We start from the raw sequence: 457 nt of genomic DNA, 5'->3' as shown, positions 1-457 counted from the left end.
ACCGACATCAACCCGCACGCGCTGCGCGCCGCCGAGTCGGGCGTGTTCGACGTGTCGCGGGTGGCGGCGTTCACCGAGAACCATGCGCGCTCCGGCGCGCGCAGCTCGTTGTCGGACTACTACGCGGCCGCCTATGGCCGCGTGGTGTTCGACAAGGGGCTGCGTGAGCACATGGTGTTCTCCGATCACAGCCTGGCCACCGACAGCGTGTTCGCCGAAGTCCATCTGGTGTCGTGCCGCAATGTGCTCATCTACTTCGAGCGCGACCTGCAGGACCGCGCCCTGGGGCTGTTCCGCGAGTCACTGTGCCACCGGGGGTTTCTGGGCCTGGGCTCCAAGGAGTCGCTGCGGTTTTCGGCACACACCGATGCGTTCGACGACTTCGTGCTGCAAGACCGCATCTACCGCAAGAAGGCCGGGCTGTGAGCAGCGCCGACCGCGCACCCAGGCCAGTGCC

1 protein-coding gene is annotated in these 457 nt (G+C 67.2%); it reads left to right on the top strand.

The window, feature by feature from the left end:
* The coding region (locus GPA27_RS28390) for a CheR family methyltransferase (RefSeq protein WP_276578216.1) at positions 1–426 on the top strand (426 nt) is incomplete at its 5' end.
* Positions 427–457 lie beyond the last annotated feature (31 nt).

The sequence above is a fragment of the Aromatoleum toluolicum genome (genome assembly GCF_012911005.2).
In the GTDB taxonomy this organism is placed as follows: domain Bacteria; phylum Pseudomonadota; class Gammaproteobacteria; order Burkholderiales; family Rhodocyclaceae; genus Aromatoleum; species Aromatoleum toluolicum.
This window is presented reverse-complemented; position numbering and strand designations above follow the sequence as displayed.